Raw genomic sequence first — 14,422 nt, 5'->3', positions numbered from 1 at the left:
GTGCAACCCCGGAGATTATGTGAGGGGACCTCATGTTCGTTCCAGGATCGCCGTGACGCCCTGGCCGCCCGCGGCGCACACCGAGATCAGCCCGCGGGCCGGGCCCTCCCGTTCCGACAGCAGCTTGGCCAGGGTCGCCACGATGCGGGCGCCGGTCGCCGCGAAGGGGTGGCCGGTGGCCAGGGAGGATCCCGCCACGTTCAGCCGGGCCCGGTCCACCGGCGCCAGCCCCCGCTTCTCCCAGGCGGCGAGCGTCGCCAGCACCTGTGAGGCGAACGCCTCGTGGGTCTCGACGAGTTCGAAGTCCGCGATGCCGAGCCCGGCCCGCTCCAGCATGCGCGGCACGGCATGCGCGGGCGCCATCAGCAGGCCGTCCGCACCGCCCGCCACATCGCCGTGGACGAAGTCCACCGCCGCCGTCTCGTACGCCGTCAGAAAGGCCAGCGGTTCAAGGCCCCGCCGCCGCGCCCACTCCTCGGAGGCCAGCAGGACCACGGCCGCGCCGTCGGTCAGCGGTGTCGAGTTGCCCGCTGTCATGGTGGGTTCGGGGCCGTCGAGCCCGAACACCGGTTTCAGGGTGGCCAGTTGCTCCACCGTGGAGCCGGGGCGCAGGTTCTGGTCCCGGGTCAGGCCACGGAAGGGCACCACCAGGTCCTGGAAGAAGCCCCGTTCGTAGGCCGCCGCGAGCCGTTGGTGGCCGGCCGCGGCGAGTTCGTCCTGTGCCTCGCGGCCGATCCCCCAGGCGCGGGCCGTCACGGCCGCGTGCTCGCCCATCGACAGACCGGTGCGGGGCTCGGCGTTGCGCGGGATGTCGGGGACGAGGTGCCCGGGCCGCAGCTGGGCGAGTGCCTTCAGCCGGCCGCCGGCCGTCTTCGCCCGCCGGGTCTCCAACAGGATGCGGCGCAGCCGGTCGTTGAGGCCCAGTGGCGCGTCGCTCGCGGTGTCCGCGCCGCCCGCGACGGACGCCTCCGTCTGGCCGAGGGCGATCTTGTTGGCGGCGGCGATGACGGCCTGGAGGCCGGTGCCGCAGGCCTGCTGGATGTCGTAGGCCGGGGTGCGGGCGTCCAGTGCCGAGCCGAGGACCGTCTCGCGGGCGAGGTTGAAGTCCCGGCTGTGCTTGAGGACCGCGCCCGCCACGAACTCGCCGACGGCGCCGGGGCCGTGGAGCCCGTACCGCTCGACCAGGCCGTCCAGGGCGGCGGTCAGCATCTCCTGGTTCGAGGCGGTGGCGTAGGGGCCGTCGGCGCGGGCGAACGGGACACGGCTGCCGCCGATCACCGCGACCCGGCGGGCCCGTGGCGGCTCAAGGGGACTCATCTCGATCTGCTCCTCCACCCCGACGGGCTCACCTCTACTTACCTCCGGTAACCTTACTCCAGAGTAAGTCACCTGGGTACCGCGCCCAGTGGCAGCGCACCGAACCCGTGGGAGTCGCAGACATGGCCGACCGCTATCTGAGCTTCACCGGCACCGCGCCCGGCCGCTTCCTGACCCGCCGGCTCGGGCTGCCCCAGCCGGCGGCGCTGCGCCGCTTCTCGCCCCGGTCCCCGGCGCTCGACGGCGGCCTGCTGCACCTCACGGCCGGCACCTCCGCCCTCGGCCCCGGCCTCGCCCCCGTCCTGGCCCGCACCGGGCTCGCCACCGACGACGCGCGGCCCGCCGCGGTGGTCCTCGACGCCACCGGGGTACGGGACGTCGACGCGCTCGCCGGTGTGCACGCCGCCCTGCACCCCGTCGTCGGGTCCGTCGCCGACAGCGGCCGGGTGCTGGTGCTGGGCGCCCCGCTGGACCCGGCCGACCACCACCAGTGCGCCGCCCAGCAGGCCCTGGAGGGCTTCACCCGGTCCCTGGGCAAGGAGATCGGCCGGGGCAGGACCGTCAATCTGCTGCGGCTCGGCGACGCGCCCGCCGCCGAGTCCACCCTCCGCTTCCTGCTCTCCCCCAGGTCCGCCTACGTCAGCGGCCAGGTGATCCACGTCGGCACCGGCGCGGTGGACCGGCCCGACGACTGGGACCGGCCGTCGGCCGGGCGGACCGCCCTGGTCACCGGCGCCGCCCGTGGCATCGGCGAGGCGGTCGCGGAGACGCTGGCCAGGGACGGGGCACACGTCGTCGTCCTGGACGTGCCCGCCGCCGAGGCCGACGCCCGCCGGGTCGCCGAGCGGATCGGCGGCAGGGCGCTGGCGCTGGACATCACCGCAGCCGACGCCGGCGAGCGGATCGCCGCCGCGCTCCCCGACGGCCTGGACGTGCTCGTGCACAACGCGGGCATCACCCGGGACCGGCGGCTGGTCAACATGCCCGCCGAGCGGTGGAGTCCGGTGCTGGAGGTCAACCTGGGCAGCGTGCTGCGCACGACGGACGCGCTGCTCGCGGGCGGCACCCTGCGGGCCGGCGGGCGCATCGTGGCCACCGCCTCCATCGCAGGACTCGCGGGCAACGCGGGTCAGACGAACTACGGCGCGGCCAAGGCGGGGATCGTCGCACTGGTGCGCTCCCTCGCCCCGCGGGCCCTCGCCGACCACGGGGTCACCGTCAACGCGGTGGCTCCCGGGTTCATCGAGACGAGGATGACGGCCGCGATCCCGCTGTTCATCCGGGAGGCGGGGCGGCGCATGAACTCGCTCGCCCAGGGCGGGCTGCCCGCCGACGTCGCCGAGACCACGGCCTGGCTCGCCCATCCGGCCTCCGGCGCGGTCAACGGGCAGGTCGTACGGGTCTGCGGCCAGAGCCTGCTGGGGGCGTGATGTCCGTCGTCCTCGCGCGGCCGCCGGCGCTCGCCCCTCTGCTGGTCCGGGGCGCCCTGCTGTCGCCCTTCAAACGTCCCCGCCCGGACGCGGACTTCCCCCGGGACCGGCTCGTGCTGCCCGCCCTGCGCGTCGACCTCGCGCATCTGGCGGCCTACGAGCGGGTGTGCGGCTTCCCGGCCGTCGACGACGTCCTGCCCCCGACCTATCCGCATGTGCTGGGCTTCCCGCTGGCCATGCGGCTGATGAGTGACCGGGCCTTTCCGCTGCCGCTGCTCGGGCTCGTCCACACGTCCATCGAACTGACCCGGCACCGGGCGCTGCCGACCACCGGCGAGTACGAACTCGCCGTCCGTGTCGAGGGGTTGGCGCCGCACCGGCGCGGCACGCAGGCGTCCGTGGCCACCGAACTGCGGGCCGCGGGCGAGGTCGTGTGGGAGTCGCGGAGCACCTATCTGGCGCGGCGCCGGACGTCCGGCGGTGCCGGGGCCGAGCGGCCGGAGCGCGGGCCGCTGCCGGCGCGGGCACGGTGGCGGCTGGCCGGGGACGTCGGCCGCCGCTACGGCGCGGCCTCCGGCGACCGCAACCCCATCCACCTCCACCCGCTCACCGCCCGCCTGTTCGGCTTCCCGCGGGCCATCGCGCACGGCATGTGGACGGTGGCCCGCTGCCTCGCCGCGCACGGGACACCGGAGGCGGTCCGGGTGCGGGCGGAGTTCCGGGCGCCCGTGCTGCTGCCGGGGACGGTCGTGTACGCGGCCGACGGCGGGCGGTTCGAACTGCGCGGCGCGGACGGCCGGGTCCATCTGACCGGCGCCGTCTATCCCGGCTGAGCCACCGGTTCGCCGGGTCCCCCGGGCCGCTCTTCGTGTACGCGGTGCCCTTCGGGCCCCTCGTGTCCCTCGGGCTCTTCGGGCGGTGTCCAGGGCCGGTCGGCCATGAGGTTGGCCAGGCCCGCCCACGCGAAGTTCATCAGGGTCGCCGCCGCCTGCCGGGCGGTGACGCCCGAGGTCGCGTTGGCCCAGGTGGCAAGCGACTCGGCCGCGCCCACCAGCGCCTCGGCCAGCCCGGCGACCTCGTGCTCGGGCAGATCCGGGTTGCGGTGCGCCTGCCGGGCCGCGACCGCGATCAGCCGCGTCACGAACGCGACGATCTCCTCGCGCATCGCCGTGACCTCGGCCGCGAAGGTCACGCCATGGGTGCGGGCCTGGAGATGCAGCACGGACCAGGCGTCCGGATGCTCGCCGGTGTGCGCGAAGAACGCCCGCAGCCCGTCCCAGAGCTGACGGTCGGCCGGCAGTCCGGGCCGCACCCCCGAACGCACCGCGTCCGTCAGCGCCTTGGCCTCACGCCGGATGCACGCCGTGAACAGGTCTTCCTTCGAGTTCAGGTACAGGTACACCAACGGCTTCGACACGCCGGCCAGTTCGGCGATCTCGTCCATCGACGCGGCCGTGTACCCGCGCCGGCCGAAGGTCCGTACGGCGGCGTCGAGCATCTGCTGCTCCCGGACCGCCCGCGGCATCCGCTTGGTCTTCACGGCACCCATGGGGTCAGACTAGTTGGCCCCGGGCGCCCGGTGAGTGATCAGGACGGCTGGCCCTGGGCGCGGGCGGCGTCGTCGGCCACGTCCTCCTGGCGGCGGTTGGCCTCAAGGCCGGCCTTCGCCCGGTCGACCTTGCGCACGATCTGGACGGAGGCGCGTTCCCGCTCCCGGCGCAGCACCACGAAGCTGATCGGCGCCGAGATCACCATCGCGAGCAGCAGCACCCACAGGAAGTTGGAGTCGCCGAAGCCGCGCGGGAAGGCACCGGAGTAGACAAGGCCCCAGACGACGAGGAGGCAGCCCGCGAAGATACCGAGGCGCATCAGCGTGTAGCGGAGCATCTCAATCCACTCTTCCGTTTCTGGCGGTCCCCGCTCGACGGAGCCGGGGAAGGTCGGAACACCCCAAAGGGCATCATCCAGTGAAGCACGCCCGCCGTCCGGCCGTGGCGGCGGGTGCCGGGTGTCACGCGAGCGGCAGCAGCATCGTGATGTCGTCGCGGTCGTCCCCGTCGGCGACGCGGATCGCGCCGGGCACCCGGCCGACCTCCTTGTAGCCGCAGCCGCCGTAGAACCGTTCCAGGCCGGCGCCGCCGCGGCAGGTCAGCCGGATCGCGGTGATGCCGTCGAAGCCGCGGGCCGCGTCCGCGGCGGCGGCCAGCAGGTCGCGGCCGTAGCCACGGCCCTGGTGCCTCGGGTGCACCATGACCGTGTACAGCCAGATCCAGTGCCGCATCAGCCGGTGCGTGTTGAAGGTGAGGAACGCCGTCGCGGCGACCTCGCCCGCCGTGTCGTGCCCGACGAGCAGCCGGGCGCGGCCCTCGGCCATCGCCACGAAGTGCCTGACCAGTTCCGGGTGTATCTCCTCGCGCGACACCGGCGGCACGAAGCCCACGGCGCCGCCGGCGTTGGAGACGTCGGTCCACAGATCGACGATGCCGTCCCGCAGGGCCGGGGTGACGGCGGGATCGAGCGTAAATGTAAGGGGCATGCCGGTATCTTATTCATTACCGGATGGCGGTCGTACGGCTACCCCGCGAGCACGCGGGCGGCCACCTCCAGGTCCGCGACGAGCCCCGCGTACGCCTTGTCCCGGTCCGCCTCGTCCGCCCGCAGCACGGACGACGGATGCACCGTCGGCACCAGCCGCCGCGACTGCCCGTGCACCTCCCGCTCCAGCAGCGTCCCGCGCACCTCGCCGACCCGGAACGACGAGCCCAGCAGCGCCTTGCCCGCCGTCGCGCCCAGGACCACGATCAGCTCGGGTTCCACGACCCTCAGCTCGGCCGCGAGCCACGGCGCGCACGCCGCCGTCTCGCGCAGGCTCGGCGCCTTGTGGATACGGCGCTTGCGGGGCTCGGCCCGGGTGAACTTGAAGTGCTTGACCGCGTTCGTGACGTATGTCTCAGCGGGGTCGATGCCCGCCTCCGCCAGCGCCCGGTCGAGCAGCCTTCCGGCCGGGCCCACGAACGGCTTGCCCTGCCGGTCCTCCTGGTCGCCGGGCTGCTCGCCCACGAGCATCACGCGCGCGTCCGCGTTTCCGGCGCCGAAGACCGTCTGCGTGGCGTCCCGGTACAGGGGGCAGCCGCGGCAGCCGGCCGCCGCCTTGCGCAGGGCGGCGAGACCGCCTCGGGTCGGCACGTAGGGCTCCGCCGTGTAGGCGTTCGCTTGCGTCGTAGCCACGGTTGGGCGGGTACCCGGGGTTGGGCGCGGCGTAACGAGGGGGTGGTGGGGGATGGATGCCGAGTGCGGGACGCGATGTGGCTGAGCGCGCAGTTCCCCGCGCCCCTTCGGGCGCCTGCCGTGGGGTCTTCAGAGGCGCATTGGTTGGGGGGATTCGCGGCGCTGGGGGTTGGGGCCGGGGTACTCCTGGATGATCTCGTAGCGCGTGTTGCGCTCCACCGGGCGGAAGCCGGCGTCGCGGATGAGGTCCAGCAGGTCCTCGCGGGTCAGCTTGTTCGGCGTGCCGAAGTCGTCCGCGTCATGGGTGATCTTGTACTCGACGACCGAGCCGTCCATGTCGTCGGCGCCGTGCTGGAGCGCCAGCTGGGCCGTGCGCACCCCGTGCATCACCCAGAACACCTTGACGTGCGGGACGTTGTCGAAGAGCAGGCGGGAGACCGCGAAGGTCTTCAGGGCCTCCGCGCCCGTCGCCATCTGGGTGCGCGCCTGAAGGCGATTGCGGACCTTGCCGTCCTTCATGTCCACGAAGTCGTGCTGGTAGCGCAGCGGGATGAAGACCTGGAAACCGCCGGTCTCGTCCTGGAGCTCGCGCAGGCGCAGCACGTGGTCGACGCGGTGCCGGGGCTCCTCGATGTGGCCGTACAGCATGGTGCACGGGGTCTTCAGACCCTTCTCGTGCGCCAGGCGGTGGATGCGGGACCAGTCCTCCCAGTGGGTGCGGTGGTCGACGATGTGCTGCCGCACCTCCCAGTCGAAGATCTCCGCGCCGCCGCCGGTCAGCGACTCCAGACCGGCGTCGATCAGCTCGTCCAGGATCTCGGAGGCGCCGAGCCCGGAGATGGTCTCGAAGTGGTGGATCTCCGTCGCCGTGAACGCCTTCAGCGAGACGTTCGGCAGCGCCGCCTTCAACTCCCGCAGCGAACGCGGGTAGTAGCGCCACGGCAGGTTCGGATGCAGGCCGTTGACGATGTGCAGCTCGGTGAGGTTGTCGGCCTCCATCGCCTTGGCCAGCTTGACGGCCTCCTCGATGCGCATCGTGTACGCGTCCTTCTCACCCGGCTTGCGCTGGAAGGAGCAGTAGGCGCAGGACGCGGTGCACACGTTCGTCATGTTGAGGTGCCGGTTGACATTGAAGTGCACGACGTCGCCGTTCTTACGGGTGCGCACCTCGTGGGCGAGACCGCCCAGCCACGCCAGGTCGTCCGACTCGTACAGCGCGATGCCGTCCTCGCGGGTGAGGCGGACGCCCGCCCGCACCTTCTCCTCCAGCTCGCGCTTGAGCCCGACGTCCATGTCCTTGACCTCTCTCTCGAAGACTCCGCCCACCGTACGCCCCGGCGGCTACACCTCCTCGGGCAGCTCACCCACCCGGTTCTCCCACTTGGTGGACAGCACGATCGTGGTACGGGTGCGTGAGACGCCCTTGGTCCCCGACAGCCGGCGGATGATCCGCTCCAGGCCGTCCACGTCCGTCGCCCGCACCTTGAGCATGAACGAGTCGTCGCCTGCGATGAACCAGCAGTCCTCGATCTCGGGCAGGTCCTTCAGCCTGCGGGCCACGTCCTCGTGGTCGGCCGCGTCCGACAGGGAGATGCCGATCAGGGCCGTGACGCCGAGACCGAGGGAGGCCGCGTCCACGGTGGCCCGGTAACCGGTGATGACACCGGCCGCCTCCAACCGGTTGATGCGGTCGGTGACGCTCGGGCCCGACAGGCCGACGAGGCGCCCCAGCTCCGCGTAGGAGGCCCGGCCGTTCTCTCTCAGGGCCTGGATGAGCTGCCTGTCCACCGCGTCCATGCGATCGAAGCCTTCCGCTGAGGAGATCCGCTGTGGGATCTGCCGAGTTCCTGGAGTTTTCCGAAGGGGTGAGCGCTGCCGGCGCCGCCTGATGCTCACTCGGTCCGGCTGCCACCGCCGAGTTCGCCCGCCCAGCGCCGGTAGAGCCGGTGCGGCACGCCCGCCGCGTCGAGGACCCGGCCGGCCACGAAGTCCACCAGGTCCTGGATGTGGGTGGCCCCCGCGTAGAAGGCCGGCGAGGCGGGCACCACGATCGCGCCCGCGTCGTCCAGGGCGAGAAGATGGCGCAGCGTCTGGCCGTTCAGCGGGGTCTCGCGTACGGCCACGACCAGAGGGCGGCGCTCCTTGAGGGTCACGCTCGCCGCCCGCTGGAGCAGGTCCTTGGACAGCCCGAGCGCCACCCCGGCCACACAGGCGGTGGAGGCCGGGACGATCAGCATGCCCCTGGTCCGGTACGACCCCGAGGACGGCCCGGCGGCGAGGTCCCCCGCGTTCCAGTACCGCACCCGTTCGATGTCCACGTCGAACGTCCCGGGCTTGCCGTCGGCTCCGCGCGACAGCCATTCCCGCAGGTCCTGCTGCCAGTGGCCGTCCCGGAAGGCGATCTGGGTCTCGTCGAGCAGCGTGAGCCGCGACGCCCGGGACACCACGAGGTCGACCCGCTCCCCCGCGGTCAGCAGCGCCCGCAGCACGGCGGCCGCATACGGGGTTCCGGAAGCTCCGGACACCCCCACGATCCAAGGCACGCGCTGCGTTTCTCCTGCGTTCACACCACGAGCGTACCGGCGCGCCCCATCGTGTTCAGGACGGGGCGGCAGCCTGGGCACGATCCCCGCAGGGACGGGGCGCGCATGACCGTGCACGGGGTCATGGGAATCGCCCTCGGATCGTCCCCGCCACGGCAGGGGTGTCGGCCACCGCAGCCCGTGGTGGACCGCCGGACCAGCCGTCGCCCTCCGCCACTCGAAGAGGCGAAGGAGCTACACGGTCAGCCCCCGCACCAGCAGGTCGATCAGGGCGCAGACGAAGAGGCTGATGCCGATGAAACCGTTCGTCGAGAAGAACGCCCGGTTGAGTCGGGACAGGTCGTGCGGGCGCACGATCGTGTGCTCGTAGCAGAACGCGCCGGCCACGATCAGCAGCCCCAGCCAGAAGAACGCGCCCGCTTCCGTGGCGACCGCGTACCAGACGAACAGGGCCGTCGTGATCGTGTGGCAGACCCGCGCGCCCCAGATCGCCGCCGGGATGCCGAACCGGGCCGGCACCGACATGACACCGATCGCACGGTCGGTCTCCACGTCCTGGCAGGCGTAGATCAGGTCGAAGCCGCCGATCCAGATGCCGACCGCGAGCCCCAGGATGACCGCGTTCCAGGACCACGCGCCGCTGATCGCGAGCCAGCCGCCCACCGGACCCATCGCCTGGGCCAGGCCCAGGATGGCCTGCGGGAAGTTCGTGAACCGCTTGCCGTACGGATAGACCACCATCGGGATCACCGCGACGGGGGCGAGGGCCAGGCACAGCGGGTTCAGCAGGGCCGCCGAGCCGAGGAAGACCACCAGCGCGATCAGCGCGCCCGTCCAGGCGTGCCGCACAGACATCGCGCCGGTCACCAGCTCCCGGTGCGCGGTGCGCGGGTTGCGCGCGTCGATCTCGCGGTCGATGATCCGGTTGACGGCCATCGCGAAGGTGCGCAGACCCACCATGCAGACGGTGACCAGCAGCAGCCGGCCCCAGTGGATGTTCCGGTCCCACGCGTACATCGCCGTCAGCGACGCGATGTACGCGAAGGGCAGCGCGAACACGGAGTGCTCGATCATCACCAGACGCAGAAACGCCCTGGTGCGTCCCGGCTGCGGAATCGCCGCGGAAGCGCTGCTCACAGGCCGTGCTCCGGATCACCCCCGCGGCGGCGGGCAAGCCCCGTCCCCGCGCTGCCGCACACCACCATGTCGGTGCCCTTCACAGTCCGTACTCCTTCCAGCGGCGGTCCACCAGGGCCGCCGTATCGGGGTCCGACAGGACCATGTCCGGCCAGCCCCCGTCCCTCGTGTAACCCTCCTCAGGCCACTTCCGCGTCGCGTCGATGCCCGCCTTGCCGCCCCAGAACTGCTGGTAGGAGGCGTGGTCCAGGTGGTCGACGGGGCCCTCGACGACGCTCAGGTCGCGGGCGTAGTCCGTGTTGCCGAGGGCCCGCCAGGCGACCTCGTGCAGATCGTGCACGTCGCAGTCCGCGTCGACGACCACGATCAGCTTCGTCAGGGACATCATGTGCGCGCCCCAGACCGCGTGCATCACCTTCTGGGCGTGCTTCGGGTACTTCTTGTCGATCGACACGATCGCGCAGTTGTGGAAGCCGCCCGCCTCGGGCAGGTGGTAGTCCACGATGTCCGGGACGATGATCTTCAGCAGCGGCAGGAAGAAACGCTCGGTCGCCCGGCCGAGGGGCCCGTCCTCCGTCGGGGGGCGGCCCACGACGATCGACTGGAGCAGCGGCCGCCTGCGCATCGTGACGCAGTCGATGGTGAGCGCCGGGAAGGGCTCCTGGGGCGTGTAGAAGCCGGTGTGGTCGCCGAAGGGGCCCTCCGGCAGCATCTCGCCGGGCTCCAGCCAGCCCTCCAGGACCACCTCCGCATTGGCCGGCACCTGCAACGGCACGGTCTTGCAGTCGACCATCTCGATCCGCTTGCCGGCGATGAACCCGGCGAACAGGTACTCGTCGATGTCACCGGGCAGCGGGGCGGTGGACGCGTAGGTCACAGCGGGCGGACAGCCGAAGGCGATGGCCACCGGCAGCCGTTCGCCCCTGCGGGCGGCCACCTGGTAGTGGTTGCGGCTGTCCTTGTGGATCTGCCAGTGCATGCCGATGGTGCGCCGGTCGTGGCGCTGGAGGCGGTACAGGCCGAGGTTGCGGATCCCGGTATCCGGGTCCTTGGTGTGGGTGAGCCCCAGATTGAAGAAGGAACCGCCGTCCTTGGGCCAGGTGAACAGCGCGGGCAGCGCGTGCAGGTCGACGTCGTCGCCGTGCAGGACGACCTCCTGCACGGGCGCGTTGTCCGACTTGACCTTCTTCGGCGGTACGTGGGTCATCGCGCCGAGCTTCCCGAACGCCTCGCGCACGCCGACGAAGCCGTGCGGCAGTTCGGGGCGGAGCAGTCCGCCGATCCGGTCGGAGATCTCGGCGTACGACTTCAGGCCCAGGGACTTCAGCAGCCGCCGGTCGGTGCCGAAGACGTTCATGGCCAGCGGCATGCTCGCTCCGCGCACGTTCTCGAAGAGCAGGGCCGGGCCGCCGGACTTCTGCACCCGGTCGACGATCTCCCCGACCTCCAGATGGGGATCGACCTCGGCCTTGATGCGCTTGAGGTCTCCCTCGCGCTCCAGGGCCCTGAGCAAGGAGCGAAGATCGTCGTAAGCCATGGGGTCCAGTATCCCCGAGCGGCTACCCTGGCCCCGTCACGGGGGGCCGGTGCGGAACCCCTCCATCGTTTTCAGAGGACTTCCTTCACATGCTCAGGCTGCTGATGTACCTGGTGCCGCTGGCACTGACGATCTTCGCGCTGATCGATTGCCTGAACACGCCCGAGGACGAGGCGCGGCACCTTCCGAAGATCGCCTGGGTCTTCATCATCCTGCTCTTCTGGATCGTCGGGCCGATCGTCTGGCTGGCCACGGGCAAGGTCCGCCAGCCGCCCGTGACCGGCCGCACCCCGTCCGAGTGGCACCGCAACCACCGGTTCGAGCAGGTCGCTCCGGACGACAACCCCGAGTTCCTGAAGTCCCTCGCGGAGGAGAACAAGCGGGACGAGCAGCTGCTGAAGAACTGGGAGGCCGACCTGCGCCGCCGCGAGGAAGAACTCCGCCGCAAGGAGAACGGCGAGGAACCCCAGGGCAACTGACCGAACGCCGACCCCGGCCACTCACCCGGCCGACGGCCCACCCCACCCGACGGCTCAACGCGCTCGACGGCCGCACCTCGCCGCGGCGGCACCCACCGCAGGAGCACGCCGCGGCAACTGAACGGCGCGCACGTCGCCGGGACGAACTCGCTTACGGCGGCTGTCGCCGGCCCCATGGCCTTCGTGTACTGCCTCCGGGCGAACGGTCGACGGCCGGGCCTTTCGGGAGGCGCGCCGGCGGACGGTGCTGATGTCCCGGTCACCGGCGGCGGACGTGTCCGGGGTGCTCGTCCCCTTGGGAACGGCACTGCGAGCGAGACGCCGGGGCCCTCTGTCGGCTGTTCCCAAAGCCCCGGTGCCCCGAGGAGTTTTGTGGCGCTGCTCGGCATCCGCGCGTCCGCTCTCCGCGTCCGTGAGGACACCGGCCCGCTCACGCAGGCGACGAGGACCATACGCGCGCCGCACGCCACGGACGCGTCCGGGAGCGGCGCTGCGTGAGGAACGCGGTGCGCTGGGGGCACTCTGCGGAATGCCCCGGAAACTGCGCCCCAGGGAGATCCGCGACGCTGCTCGGCGTCCACGTGTCCGCTCTCCACGTCCGTGAGCACACCGGCCCGCTCACGTCGGGCCAGGAGTGCAGCGCGTGTCGACGACGTACGCGACGCCCGTCCGATCCGTACCCCGCGTCACGGTCACCGCGTCCCGGATTCCGCTCGGTCCTCGACCCGCTGCGCGGGGCCGCGCGGCCGGACGCCCATGGTCCGCTCCCGGGTGGTGCTCGCGGCTTCTGCCCGGCTCCGCTGCCTCAACGGGCCGGGAGTCGACAGGCTGGGCCCCCGGCAGGGTCAGCGCAGGCGGGAGGAGGACAGGATGGACAGGAGGTGGGCCGGGACCATCACCCAGGTGATCACGGCCAGCGCGCCGAGCGCCCAGCGCGTCGGGTCGATCCCGCCGGTCACGGCGTCCGCGACGGCAGCGGCCAGCAGCACCAGCGACGCCTCGATGCCGTTCGTCACCCGGTGGATCTTGAACGCCGCCGCCAGCCGCCGCACGGTGGCCACGCCCTGGGAGCGGGGCCGGGTCGCCTCGTCGTCGGCGACGCCGAGCCCGCGCCGGGCGCGTGCCACGTCCACCAGGTCCGTGGACGCCTTCAGCAGGACGACGCCGAGCGCAGTGGCGATCCCGACCGAAAGCCAGCCGCCGAAGCCGTTCTCGGCGGCCCGGAACCCGGCGCCCGCCAGCAGCGCGGCGTCCGCGAGATAGGCGCCCAGCCGGTCGACGTAGATGCCGGTGGCGCTGTTCTGCCCCTTCCAGCGGGCGACCTCGCCGTCCACGCAGTCGAAGAGCAGGAAGAGCTGCATCAGGATCACCGCGAGCACGGCCCCGGCCAGGCCGGGTATCAGCAGCGCGGCGCCCGCCGCGACCCCGCAGCCGACCATGGTCCAGGTCAGCTGGTCCGGCGTGACGCGGGTGCGCACCAGCTGGCGGGTGAACCGCAGCGAGACGCGCCGCATGTACAGGCGCCCGGCCCAGTGCTCGCCGTTGCGGCTCGCCAGCTTGGCCTGCGGCTGGCAGACCTCTCGCAGCTCCTCCAGAACCGGAGCAGCAACCATGACCGTTCCTCCCACCCAGGGCCCAACTGCCGCTCGTGCGGCGGCGATCGGGCCAGAGTACAGAGTGCGTTTCCGTGGGCTTCACCGAGGCGACCCCGCAAGGACGGGCATCGGCAACCCGGGGCCGCGGCCCGACGGCGTCTGCGGTCCGCGGCCGGGCGAAATGCCGGTAACGGCGCGCCCCGGCGGGTAGTTTCCGCACGGTGGCCCGGAGTCGGCGCCGAAGGAGAGTGGACGCATGGAGCACCCGGACCAGGAGCGGGCCCGCGGCTGGCTGGCCACCGCCGTCGCCGAGGCCCGCGCCGGGCTCGCCGAGGGCGGCATTCCGATCGGCGCGGCCCTCTACGGCCCCGACGGCACCCTTCTCGGCCGCGGCCACAACCGCCGCGTCCAGGACGACGATCCGTCGACGCACGCGGAGACGGCCGCGTTCCGCGCCGCGGGCCGCCGGCGGACGTACCGGGGCACGACGATGGTCACCACGCTGTCGCCCTGCTGGTACTGCAGCGGTCTGGTGCGTCAGTTCGGCATTTCACGAGTCGTGATCGGCGAGGCCGTCACCTTCCACGGCGGGCACGACTGGCTGGCCGCGCACGGCGTGGAGATCCTGGTCCTTGACGACCCCGAGTGCATCGGCCTGCTGCGCGGCTTCGTCCAGGCCCATCCGGCGCTGTGGAACGAGGACATCGGCACGTGACGGTGTGCGTCCTAGGGGGCCGACTCCAGGTGCTCGATCAGTCGTTCGAAGCGGGTCCGCCAGCGTGACTCCGGCTCCGCCCCGCCCCGGAACTCGTGGGTGAAGCGGAGCACGGTCCCGCCGGATCCGTCGCGCTCCAGGTGGAACCTGAGCCGGCCGCCGCACTCCAGCGTGTACTCCGCGATCCGGTCCACGTCCCACGCGGTCACCCGCCCGGTCCCCAGCTCACGCAGGGTGACCATGCCGCCGAGCCGCGGTTCGAGGACGTCGGCGGCGGTCAGCCAGCCCGCGAGGCCGTCGGGCGTGGTCAGCGCGGGCCAGACCGCCTCCATGGGCCTCGGCAGGCGCACCAGGAAGCGGAGCAGGTGCGCGTTCCCGCGGGTCCGGCTGCGGGCCTGTTCGATGGATCCGGACATGCCACAAGCCTGGACCGGAGCGGAA

Annotated in this window: 16 protein-coding genes; 4 read left to right on the top strand and 12 right to left on the bottom strand. The window is 72.3% G+C overall.

Features of this window, described 5'->3' with window-relative positions; all coding sequences use genetic code 11:
- Positions 1 to 30 precede the first annotated feature (30 nt).
- A complete protein-coding gene (locus tag AC27LF_RS21020) occupies positions 31 to 1,317 on the bottom strand; it encodes an acetyl-CoA C-acetyltransferase (protein WP_479659206.1) in 1,287 nt (428 codons plus the stop codon).
- Between the two features lie 122 nt (positions 1,318 to 1,439).
- Between AC27LF_RS21020 and AC27LF_RS21015 the strand changes: the two genes are divergently transcribed.
- Positions 1,440 to 2,747, top strand: a complete 1,308-nt coding sequence (locus AC27LF_RS21015) for a 3-oxoacyl-ACP reductase (RefSeq protein WP_479659207.1) — start codon at positions 1,440 to 1,442, stop codon at positions 2,745 to 2,747.
- Positions 2,747 to 3,580: a MaoC family dehydratase gene (locus tag AC27LF_RS21010; RefSeq protein ID WP_479659208.1), complete on the top strand. Its 834-nt coding sequence runs from the start codon at positions 2,747 to 2,749 to the stop codon at positions 3,578 to 3,580. Before AC27LF_RS21015 ends, AC27LF_RS21010 begins: the two co-directional genes overlap by 1 nt.
- Here the strand turns inward: AC27LF_RS21010 and AC27LF_RS21005 are convergent.
- From AC27LF_RS21005 to AC27LF_RS20965, 9 genes are all read right to left on the bottom strand, one after another.
- The gene (locus AC27LF_RS21005) at positions 3,568 to 4,296 is read right to left on the bottom strand and encodes a TetR/AcrR family transcriptional regulator (RefSeq protein ID WP_479659209.1); all 729 of its coding nucleotides are present in this window, start codon (positions 4,294 to 4,296) and stop codon (positions 3,568 to 3,570) included. The genes AC27LF_RS21010 and AC27LF_RS21005 overlap by 13 nt on opposite strands.
- Positions 4,297 to 4,334: 38 nt before the next feature.
- Positions 4,335 to 4,634 (bottom strand): DUF4229 domain-containing protein, encoded by a 300-nt coding sequence (locus AC27LF_RS21000; protein ID WP_479659210.1) that lies wholly within the window; start codon positions 4,632 to 4,634, stop codon positions 4,335 to 4,337.
- A 124-nt stretch (positions 4,635 to 4,758) separates the two neighbouring features.
- Positions 4,759 to 5,283, bottom strand: a complete 525-nt coding sequence (locus tag AC27LF_RS20995; RefSeq protein ID WP_479659211.1) for a GNAT family N-acetyltransferase — start codon at positions 5,281 to 5,283, stop codon at positions 4,759 to 4,761.
- A gap of 38 nt (positions 5,284 to 5,321) precedes the next feature.
- A complete protein-coding gene (locus AC27LF_RS20990; RefSeq protein WP_479659212.1) occupies positions 5,322 to 5,975 on the bottom strand; it encodes a UdgX family uracil-DNA binding protein in 654 nt (217 codons plus the stop codon).
- Between the two features lie 129 nt (positions 5,976 to 6,104).
- Positions 6,105 to 7,268 carry an aminofutalosine synthase MqnE gene (gene mqnE, locus AC27LF_RS20985; RefSeq protein ID WP_479659213.1) on the bottom strand — a complete coding sequence of 388 codons (1,164 nt, stop codon included), beginning with the start codon at positions 7,266 to 7,268 and terminating at the stop codon, positions 6,105 to 6,107.
- A 48-nt stretch (positions 7,269 to 7,316) separates the two neighbouring features.
- Positions 7,317 to 7,772 carry an Lrp/AsnC family transcriptional regulator gene (locus AC27LF_RS20980; RefSeq protein ID WP_351737298.1) on the bottom strand — a complete coding sequence of 152 codons (456 nt, stop codon included), beginning with the start codon at positions 7,770 to 7,772 and terminating at the stop codon, positions 7,317 to 7,319.
- A gap of 95 nt (positions 7,773 to 7,867) precedes the next feature.
- Complete coding sequence (locus tag AC27LF_RS20975) at positions 7,868 to 8,542, bottom strand: UbiX family flavin prenyltransferase (RefSeq protein ID WP_479659214.1); 675 nt, start codon at positions 8,540 to 8,542, stop codon at positions 7,868 to 7,870.
- A 210-nt stretch (positions 8,543 to 8,752) separates the two neighbouring features.
- The gene (mqnP, locus tag AC27LF_RS20970; protein WP_479659215.1) at positions 8,753 to 9,655 is read right to left on the bottom strand and encodes a menaquinone biosynthesis prenyltransferase MqnP; all 903 of its coding nucleotides are present in this window, start codon (positions 9,653 to 9,655) and stop codon (positions 8,753 to 8,755) included.
- Between the two features lie 79 nt (positions 9,656 to 9,734).
- Positions 9,735 to 11,192, bottom strand: a complete 1,458-nt coding sequence (locus tag AC27LF_RS20965) for a menaquinone biosynthesis decarboxylase (protein WP_479659216.1) — start codon at positions 11,190 to 11,192, stop codon at positions 9,735 to 9,737.
- A gap of 89 nt (positions 11,193 to 11,281) precedes the next feature.
- Between AC27LF_RS20965 and AC27LF_RS20960 the strand changes: the two genes are divergently transcribed.
- Complete coding sequence (locus tag AC27LF_RS20960; RefSeq protein ID WP_479659217.1) at positions 11,282 to 11,671, top strand: PLD nuclease N-terminal domain-containing protein; 390 nt, start codon at positions 11,282 to 11,284, stop codon at positions 11,669 to 11,671.
- An 845-nt stretch (positions 11,672 to 12,516) separates the two neighbouring features.
- Here the strand turns inward: AC27LF_RS20960 and AC27LF_RS20955 are convergent.
- Positions 12,517 to 13,284 carry a CDP-alcohol phosphatidyltransferase family protein gene (locus AC27LF_RS20955; RefSeq protein WP_479659218.1) on the bottom strand — a complete coding sequence of 256 codons (768 nt, stop codon included), beginning with the start codon at positions 13,282 to 13,284 and terminating at the stop codon, positions 12,517 to 12,519.
- A 238-nt stretch (positions 13,285 to 13,522) separates the two neighbouring features.
- Between AC27LF_RS20955 and AC27LF_RS20950 the strand changes: the two genes are divergently transcribed.
- Complete coding sequence (locus AC27LF_RS20950; RefSeq protein WP_479659219.1) at positions 13,523 to 13,981, top strand: nucleoside deaminase; 459 nt, start codon at positions 13,523 to 13,525, stop codon at positions 13,979 to 13,981.
- A gap of 11 nt (positions 13,982 to 13,992) precedes the next feature.
- On the opposite strand, the gene AC27LF_RS20945 is transcribed toward AC27LF_RS20950, so the two are convergent.
- Positions 13,993 to 14,397: an SRPBCC domain-containing protein gene (locus AC27LF_RS20945; RefSeq protein WP_479659220.1), complete on the bottom strand. Its 405-nt coding sequence runs from the start codon at positions 14,395 to 14,397 to the stop codon at positions 13,993 to 13,995.
- Positions 14,398 to 14,422: the final 25 nt, after the last annotated feature.

Source organism: Streptomyces diversicolor (assembly GCF_057537855.1).
The sequence above is the reverse complement of the archived record's forward strand: the minus strand, read 5'-3'. Positions and strand labels throughout refer to the sequence as shown.

Excerpts from the sequence above, each read along its gene's own strand:
- AC27LF_RS20965 (WP_479659216.1), bottom strand. The coding sequence starts at position 11,192 with ATGGCTTACGACGATCTTCGCTCCTTGCTCAGGGCCCTGGAGCGCGAG.
- AC27LF_RS21000 (WP_479659210.1), bottom strand. The coding sequence starts at position 4,634 with ATGCTCCGCTACACGCTGATGCGCCTCGGTATCTTCGCGGGCTGCCTC.
- AC27LF_RS20980 (WP_351737298.1), bottom strand. The coding sequence starts at position 7,772 with ATGGACGCGGTGGACAGGCAGCTCATCCAGGCCCTGAGAGAGAACGGC.
- AC27LF_RS20960 (WP_479659217.1), top strand. The coding sequence starts at position 11,282 with ATGCTCAGGCTGCTGATGTACCTGGTGCCGCTGGCACTGACGATCTTC.
- mqnE (WP_479659213.1), bottom strand. The coding sequence starts at position 7,268 with ATGGACGTCGGGCTCAAGCGCGAGCTGGAGGAGAAGGTGCGGGCGGGC.
- AC27LF_RS21015 (WP_479659207.1), top strand. The coding sequence starts at position 1,440 with ATGGCCGACCGCTATCTGAGCTTCACCGGCACCGCGCCCGGCCGCTTC.
- AC27LF_RS20950 (WP_479659219.1), top strand. The coding sequence starts at position 13,523 with ATGGAGCACCCGGACCAGGAGCGGGCCCGCGGCTGGCTGGCCACCGCC.
- AC27LF_RS20955 (WP_479659218.1), bottom strand. The coding sequence starts at position 13,284 with ATGGTTGCTGCTCCGGTTCTGGAGGAGCTGCGAGAGGTCTGCCAGCCG.
- AC27LF_RS21005 (WP_479659209.1), bottom strand. The coding sequence starts at position 4,296 with ATGGGTGCCGTGAAGACCAAGCGGATGCCGCGGGCGGTCCGGGAGCAG.
- AC27LF_RS21010 (WP_479659208.1), top strand. The coding sequence starts at position 2,747 with ATGTCCGTCGTCCTCGCGCGGCCGCCGGCGCTCGCCCCTCTGCTGGTC.
- AC27LF_RS20945 (WP_479659220.1), bottom strand. The coding sequence starts at position 14,397 with ATGTCCGGATCCATCGAACAGGCCCGCAGCCGGACCCGCGGGAACGCG.
- AC27LF_RS20995 (WP_479659211.1), bottom strand. The coding sequence starts at position 5,283 with ATGCCCCTTACATTTACGCTCGATCCCGCCGTCACCCCGGCCCTGCGG.
- AC27LF_RS21020 (WP_479659206.1), bottom strand. The coding sequence starts at position 1,317 with ATGAGTCCCCTTGAGCCGCCACGGGCCCGCCGGGTCGCGGTGATCGGC.